This window comes from Flavobacterium aurantiibacter (assembly GCF_002251775.1).
In the GTDB taxonomy this organism is placed as follows: domain Bacteria; phylum Bacteroidota; class Bacteroidia; order Flavobacteriales; family Flavobacteriaceae; genus Flavobacterium; species Flavobacterium aurantiibacter.
Map to the genome: position 1 here is coordinate 1 of NZ_NOXX01000162.1, position 7,274 is coordinate 7,274.

7 protein-coding genes are annotated in these 7,274 nt (G+C 34.4%); 3 read left to right on the top strand and 4 right to left on the bottom strand.

What is annotated here, in order from left to right; genetic code table 11:
• Positions 1 to 14: 14 nt before the first annotated feature.
• The 3 genes from CHX27_RS04275 to CHX27_RS15500 are packed head-to-tail and all read right to left on the bottom strand — an operon-like array spanning position 15 to position 2,043.
• Positions 15 to 728, bottom strand: coding sequence for a hypothetical protein (locus CHX27_RS04275; protein WP_094485529.1), 714 nt, complete (start codon positions 726 to 728; stop codon positions 15 to 17).
• Positions 725 to 1,819, bottom strand: a complete 1,095-nt coding sequence (locus CHX27_RS04280; RefSeq protein WP_094485530.1) for a radical SAM protein — start codon at positions 1,817 to 1,819, stop codon at positions 725 to 727. The genes CHX27_RS04275 and CHX27_RS04280 overlap by 4 nt, the downstream gene beginning before the upstream one ends.
• Before the next feature lie 47 nt (positions 1,820 to 1,866).
• On the bottom strand, positions 1,867 to 2,043 hold the full coding sequence (locus tag CHX27_RS15500; RefSeq protein WP_165764436.1) for a hypothetical protein: 177 nt from the start codon (positions 2,041 to 2,043) through the stop codon (positions 1,867 to 1,869).
• 235 nt (positions 2,044 to 2,278) lie between these two features.
• Between CHX27_RS15500 and CHX27_RS04285 the strand changes: the two genes are divergently transcribed.
• The 3 genes from CHX27_RS04285 to CHX27_RS04295 all read left to right on the top strand — a co-directional run bounded on the left by CHX27_RS04285 (position 2,279) and on the right by CHX27_RS04295 (position 5,392).
• Positions 2,279 to 2,854 carry a Crp/Fnr family transcriptional regulator gene (locus tag CHX27_RS04285; RefSeq protein ID WP_094485534.1) on the top strand — a complete coding sequence of 192 codons (576 nt, stop codon included), beginning with the start codon at positions 2,279 to 2,281 and terminating at the stop codon, positions 2,852 to 2,854.
• Positions 2,855 to 2,963: 109 nt separating this feature from the next.
• Positions 2,964 to 4,775 (top strand): sterol desaturase family protein, encoded by a 1,812-nt coding sequence (locus CHX27_RS04290; protein ID WP_094485531.1) that lies wholly within the window; start codon positions 2,964 to 2,966, stop codon positions 4,773 to 4,775.
• Between the two features lie 5 nt (positions 4,776 to 4,780).
• Entirely contained in the window at positions 4,781 to 5,392 is a 612-nt protein-coding gene (locus CHX27_RS04295) for a hypothetical protein (RefSeq protein WP_165764437.1), read from the top strand.
• A 109-nt stretch (positions 5,393 to 5,501) separates the two neighbouring features.
• On the opposite strand, the gene CHX27_RS04300 is transcribed toward CHX27_RS04295, so the two are convergent.
• Positions 5,502 to 7,076, bottom strand: a complete 1,575-nt coding sequence (locus CHX27_RS04300; protein WP_094485533.1) for an IS1182 family transposase — start codon at positions 7,074 to 7,076, stop codon at positions 5,502 to 5,504.
• Between the last annotated feature and the right edge of the window lie 198 nt (positions 7,077 to 7,274).

Consider the following 7,274-nt stretch of genomic DNA (forward strand, 5'->3'; position numbering starts at 1 on the left):
AGCTGGAAATTAATTTAATACAATTTTTGTCGTGTACTTAGAAAATATTTAAAAAATGTCGGAGTCAGATTCTTTAAGCTTAAAATCTCATCTGGATTTTTAAGCAAGATTTTTTTCTTAATGGTATCAAGTGACAGGTTGATGAAATAGATTTCTCGACTTTCTAATCCTAGATTTAGACAAAATCTAGCCTTAGAGAATTTTGCGGTTTCAATTTCAAAGACAGTAGTTGAGTCGAAATGTAATCCAATAAATTTCATTTCATTACCGTAATCTACTATCGCAGTTGTTTTTCTGTCAGGGTATAAAACAAGAAGTTTGTAAAGTTGAAAATTTCTTGTAGGCGAAAATCGAAGCAGAAATTTGTTCAATAACAAATCCAGATTTGATGTCAATTGATGATTATTAGCTAAACAATTCATTACTCCTTCTCGGGAGGTTTCCTTTCGAAATTCTGCTTTGTTTAACATACTAGCTATTTCAAATGGTATTTTACCTACCAAAATCTTTTGAAAGCTCTTCAATTCTTTGGACGAGTCCAAAAGGGTAAATCGTTCAAAATCTGTACAATTCCGCCAATTATTTTTCGGTAAGTATGATTCTTCTAAATAAGAAATGTCTTCATTATTTAGCATTAAGTCTGCTCGTTCTACACCATCGTTAATTAATATCGAGTCATCTTTAAAATGCGTTTCAAAGTCAATGACTATGTCTTTAAATAATTTCATTCAATTTTGATTTCAATTTTAATATCATTTTCTATGTGGCGAATCAAACCAAATAATGACTCGCAGTATATTGAAGGATTATCAAATTCATTTTTCAGCGAATATCTATGAGGTAAAAAACCGCCTCCACATGTCTGTAAATAGATACATTTTTTGCACTTGTCGGCAACGGTAGAATGACTTAAATAATACATTTTGAATAGGTCTAATTTAAAAATTTCGGCAATTTCGTTCTTAGAAACATTTAAATTGTTTTTTGTTATTCCAGACTTACAAGTTCTTAAGGAATCAATAACTTCAATCGCACCATCGGTTTCAATGCAAACGACACTATTTTCACAGCTGCCTAAAATTTGAGTGCCTTCTGATAAATTGAAAAATGATTTTATAATATTTTCAAAAAAATCTACGAATGGTCTATTCAAATCATTTCGCCACAAATCATAAAGTGAAATGAGCCAATTTCCCAGTTCCTTGCTGGTTTTTGAAGAAGGCAAGTCTGCATAGTGATGATCAGGTAAAAGTATATTTAGATGACGAATCTTCATATCTTTTATGAATTTGTAAAGCTCTTCGGGCAAAATAGCAGTGTTAACAACAAACAAATATCCAACTTGAGAATCCGCATTAAGATTATGTAATCGCCGTCTTATAGTATCATATGAACCTTTTCCATTATGATATTTACGATAATTATCATGGTATTGTTTTGGGCCATCAATGCTAATTCCTAAATTCACATGAAGTTCTTGAAATAAAGCAACCCATTCACTATCAATTAATGTGCCGTTAGTTTGAATTGAGAAATTGATTCGAGCATCGAGTTGATTGCGAAACAAATTTATTAAATTGCGAATGTATTTCTTTCCAGCAAGCATTGGTTCGCCACCATGTAAGACTATAAATACTTCGGATAGGTTGTTTGTTGATATATGACTTTGAATTCTCGAGACTGTTGCTGTCAATGTAGTTAATGACATAATTTTTGGTTGCGTTAAGTAGGTGATATCTCCTTTGTTATACATATAGCAATATGAACAGTTTAGATTACATCTACTTGCAATTTTTAAAACAAATGTTTGTATATACATTATTTTAGCAAGCAAGGCAATCAACGATTGCCTTGTTTTTAGATCTGTTATTGAATATTTGTAGACTTAGGTAGAACTGGAGGCTTAACATATACAGTATCGTTGTACTTTGATGTTAACTCTTTACAACGACCGCTGTCATCTAGACCACCCAAGACGTGTGCAAGCAATTCTGACTTTACAATAGCTTCTTTTGCCGTAAAATCTTTAATTTTTTTCTTCATTTTGAAAAATTTTAAGGTTAATGTTTAGAGATAACACTCAACTATCTGCTCAACTCTCTGCGCGCTCGAGATCAAACATTTATATCGTATTTTCTGGAGTAATGGACATTTTTTAGGCTATTTTTTAGACGTTGCTTCCTAATGGACATTTTTTAGGCTGTATTTTGAGCCGATTGATTGTTAGGTAATTTTTCTTTCTCAACTTTGGTCNATGCGTAATATCATAAAAACCGAAATGAAAGAATCTTTAGAAGAAATAATTCAAACCATTTATTTATTACCTGAACAAGTATTGGAAGAAGTTTTGGTGAACTTTCAGCATTTAGAATATCCCAAAAACTATTTTTTACTCAAATCGGGTAAACCTTGTAAACACCTTTGGTTTATGACAAAGGGTGCAGCTAGACACTTTTACACTAATGAACAAGGAAAAGAAATGAATACTTGGTTTAGCTTGGACACGCAGATTATAGTGGACACTACCAGTTTTGTTAAACAAGAACCGGCTCACGAAAGCATCCAACTGATAGAAGATAGTGAAATGTATTCCATTGAATATGCCGCATTACAAGTATTGCTCCAAAAGCATCATTCATTTGCACTTTGGTTTATTAAGTTGGTTGAGTTGCATTATGTAGCACAAATTGAAGACAGGATTGCCGATTTACAATTCCTTGATGCTAAGAAACGTTACCAAAAATTAATAAACTTAAATTCAGGTATTACCAACCGTGTTAGCCTTGGAAACATAGCTTCTTACCTAAACATCACTCAGGAAACACTCAGTAGAATAAGGGCAGGTAAGCTCTAATCATTTTTTGATCTACATCAAATCAGTTTTTGTTCTACATCAAAAGCTTTCATTTCAATACTTTCCAATTTTGCAGTATCAATAATTAACACTCTAAAATTGGATCAACATGAATATTTCAACCTTTTTTGAAAATGTCACCGCCATGTATGGCGAAAATCTACTTTGGTATGCAGGATTCGCATTTCCATTTTTCATTATCTTTTGGATAGTAGGAAAAAAGTACTTCAAAAAAATAAGAATTCAGGAAACAGAGAGAGCTAACGTTAATCATTTTAAACACGATCTTGGTTTTTCAGCAAGTACATTTTTAGTTTTTGCTATCATGGATGTTTTCCTTTTATATTCAGAAAGTAAGGGCTATACTAAACTCTATTTCGATATTTCCGACTATGGGTACGTGTGGTTAGGGGTTAGTTTTTTTCTTGTGCTTTTTATTGACGATATGTTTTTTTACTGGAGCCATAGGGCTATGCACTTACCTCGTTTTTATAAATTCTTTCATAAGGTACATCACGAAAGTACTGACCCTTCGCCACTAACAGCTTTTGCTTTCCATCCTTCAGAGGCAATTATAGAAAATATGATGCATTTTGTTTTGCCGTTTTTGTTACCTCTACATTTTGGAACTATAATTGCCTGGCAAATCTTCTCTATGCTAAATAATGTTTTAGGACATTTGGGTTATGAAATCTACCCTAAAATTTGGGTAAAACTTCCAATACTGCAGTTCAAAACTGCCTCTACCCATCACAATATGCATCACCAATTATTCAATGGTAATTATGCTTTGTATTTTACTTGGTGGGATAAATGGATGGGGACTGAATTTAAGGACTATGAAAGCCGCCACGAACAAATTTTTGAACGTAAACACATCAAAAAATCAAGCGATGGTTTGTATTTACTTACTGTATCTGACATCAGGAAAGAAGCAAATGAAGCCTTTACCATTGAGTTTGTTAATGTACCTTCTGTTTTCAGAGATTATTCGGCAGGGCAACATCTCACTATTAAAGTCAATAGACATGGAGAAATACTATATCGTACTTTTTCCATTTCATCAGTTCCCAATGCTGGTAATTCATTGACTTTGACTATCAAAAAAATAAAAGACGGAAAAGTAACGAATTATTTAGCTGATAGCTTGAGGGTTGGCGATACTTTGGAAGTTACAGCACCTTCAGGACAATTTTTCATCAATCCTGAACCTGCCCACCAAAAACACTATGTAATGATAGCGGGTGGAAGTGGTATTACCCCCATTTATAGCATGATAGGTGCGATTTTAAAGTTTGAACCCAAAAGCAAAATTACTTTACTATATGCTAACAGAAATTTAAACAGCATTATTTTCAAGGAGAAATTAGAGCAATGGACAACAGAATTTTCTACTCAATTGGAAGTCAAACACTTTTTGAGTGAAGAGGAAAATCCTAAAAAAGCCATCAAAGGTTATATTACAAGAATTTTTTTGGAAGAAATGCTGAAACAATATGGTAAAAGCAAATTAGATTTTTACCTCTGCGGTCCAGAAATCATGACCAATAAACTGTTGGACGATTTGGCTTCATTAGGTGTAGCAAAGGATAAAATTCATCGAGAGCTATTTTTGATCACAACCCAAACTCAAGAAAGTGCATCGCAAAAAGCACAGGTTTCTGCAAAAGTACTTAGCAAAACATATCAATTTGAAACACAAGATGGAAAAACCATATTACAAAGCGGTATAGAGCAAAATGTTCCATTACCTTTCTCTTGTCAAAACGGACTTTGTGGCATTTGCAAAATGAAATGTATTCAGGGCAGAGTGATAATGAAGAGTAATCAGGTACTAACCGAACAAGACCTAAAAGACGGTTATATACTTACTTGTCAATCGCTTCCTCAAACACCAACAATTTTTATTAAGAATCCGTAATTGACATGAAAACATTTTTTTTGATGACCATTTTTTTAATGGTTTGCTTAAGCATTCGTGCCCAAATTGTACTTGAAGCTCTTGCAGGAAATAAACAAGCTCATTACATAAACTATTTTGGTAAAGATTTGGATAGTACTGCAAAATGGAATTTCTTTAATCTTAATCGTTTTACTGTTAATTACAAGGATAAAGCACTAAACAATGTATCTATCGAGGGACAATTTACCTATCAATTCAAACCTTGGATAGGAGTATCAGCAGGAGGCGGTTTTTATGGGGAGTTATTTGTTCCCAGTATTGGATTAAGTCTTTCATATTTAAATAAAAAGGAAGACTTTTTTATTCAAATGTATCCAACAATTGGTTTTGCTGAAGGAGAGGTTGGTCCAAGTATTTTAGGTCTCATTGGATACACACCAAAATTTAGTAAAAGATGGGGGCTTTCTTCACAAATAATATTTTCTGTAGACCCTATTGAAGCATCTCAAATTGTTAGAGTGGGGGCCAACTACAAAGACGAGGTTCAGTTTGGAATAGGGATAGATATGATACAAAACTTTCAGACAAAGATTTTAAATTTTAACTTAGGACCTTTTATTAGGTTTAACTTCTGAGGAGTAAGATAATACGCATAACACGGGTAGCTGTTGCACAACTCTTTTTTTAAAAAAATAAACACATGATACATTCGATTAGAGCGTAGCTATTTTCTCTATTCAGTTTTTATGGGTTAACATTCTTGAGCGCTTCTAATCGAAGATATAAAAGCCATGCTATGTTGTTTTTGAACATGGCAAATTCTTCCCTTAATTTCACCATTGCACCTGTTTTTACTCTTTTAGGGTTAAAGTTAAGCCATTTCTTTAGGTTGTATGCTGTTGCTGCGCCTAGCATAAACTTTCCTGCTCCTGCTATTCCTCGTGTCCATACCCTTCGCATGCCCATAAAATTGATTAGTGTGCCTAATACTGGTTCTACGGTTGAACTCCTTAGTTTTTTCATGCGTTTAGCTTTTGGTGTTTGCAACCGTTGGTGCATGCGGTCATAATAGGGTTTATCAATGCTATCTTCTATTTTCTTGAAATCACCTTTGCCTATGCATGATCCTCGTAATGGACATTGCTTGCATTTACTATTGTCACTACGGTATATTTTCTTAGTGTATCCCTTGCTATCGGTTATTGTTTTTTTATAAGGCAAAATGGCTTTGTTGCCTCTTGTACATTCGTATTGATTTTGTTCTGCATTAAACACAAATCCTTCGCGTGTTGGTTTGTACTGACCAAAGTTGGGGATATAGCCTGTTAAATTGTTTTGCTCTAAATAGCGTAGGGCTTCTCCGCTCGAATAACCCGCATCGGCTAATACTTCTTCAATCTGTAATCCATTTTGTTCTAGTTGTGTTTTTGCTTGTGATATGGCTAATGATAAACTTTGGCTATCTCGTTTGTCGCTGTAATCGGCTACTATATTGGTAACAACATGTGATGCAGTATCTACTACTGTTTGTGCTGAATAGTTAAATTGTCGCGGCTTACCTGGCTTTACTGCTATGCGTGCATCTGGATCAGTGGTGGAATAATGGGTATGGTTACTCAAATATTTTGGGCGTATCAGATTGCCGTATTCGTCTACTTCTCCGTCTTTGTTGGTACTTAATTTGTGTTGGTTTTTATATTCTACTTCTTTCCACTTGTGGTGCTGCTCTACTTCCTTTTTCTTTTGTTCACTTACGGTTTCTTGGTGTTTATCATTACGTTCGGCTTGGTTTAGTTCGTCTGCATAAGTTTCAGCATCGTTTAATACATCTTCTGTCAATGCTTTCTCGGCTACGCTATCCATGCTTGCATTGGCTTTGATGTAGGCACTATCTAGTGCTTGGCGTTTTCCGCTTACCATGCCTTTACTTACACATAACTGCAATACTTTCTTGAATAAACTACGAAACACTTCTTCACCATATAACTGTCTGGTGCGTGATATGGTAGAGTGCCAAGGTAATTCTTCATCAATATCATAACCTAAAAAATAAAGAATATCTAATCGCATGCCACAATGGTCTATGATTTTTCTATCACTGTTTAGGTTTTCTAAATAACCAACCAATATAAGTTTGAAAAATACAACTGGATCAATACTGGATTGCCCTTCGGTACCATAATAGTGGCGGGTTTGTTTACGTATAAACTCTAAATCGAGCTGAGCCTTTAATCTACGGTAAATATTATGTTCAGGTACTCGATTGCTAAGTTGGAAGCTGGTGAATAATTTTTCTGAATATGCCTTGTGTCCTTGCATGTGCAAATTTATTTTCAAGGCTAGTTTTGTTAGGCTTTAACTTTTCAACTTATTCACTTATGTTTGAGTTGTGCAACAAGCACACACGTTTGGCGTCATGCGGGGTGACGTGCTTACATTCAACTTCAGTTTTCCAATTGGGCTTTAGTGCTGGGTTGACAGTTTTGTGCTCCGAAACCCGCTGACGCAAAGCACCAA

Coding starts and splice junctions, on each gene's coding strand:
- CHX27_RS04275 (WP_094485529.1), bottom strand. CDS start 728: ATGAAATTATTTAAAGACATAGTCATTGACTTTGAAACGCATTTTAAA.
- CHX27_RS04280 (WP_094485530.1), bottom strand. CDS start 1,819: ATGTATATACAAACATTTGTTTTAAAAATTGCAAGTAGATGTAATCTA.
- CHX27_RS15500 (WP_165764436.1), bottom strand. CDS start 2,043: ATGAAGAAAAAAATTAAAGATTTTACGGCAAAAGAAGCTATTGTAAAG.
- CHX27_RS04285 (WP_094485534.1), top strand. CDS start 2,279: ATGAAAGAATCTTTAGAAGAAATAATTCAAACCATTTATTTATTACCT.
- CHX27_RS04290 (WP_094485531.1), top strand. CDS start 2,964: ATGAATATTTCAACCTTTTTTGAAAATGTCACCGCCATGTATGGCGAA.
- CHX27_RS04295 (WP_165764437.1), top strand. CDS start 4,781: ATGAAAACATTTTTTTTGATGACCATTTTTTTAATGGTTTGCTTAAGC.
- CHX27_RS04300 (WP_094485533.1), bottom strand. CDS start 7,076: ATGCAAGGACACAAGGCATATTCAGAAAAATTATTCACCAGCTTCCAA.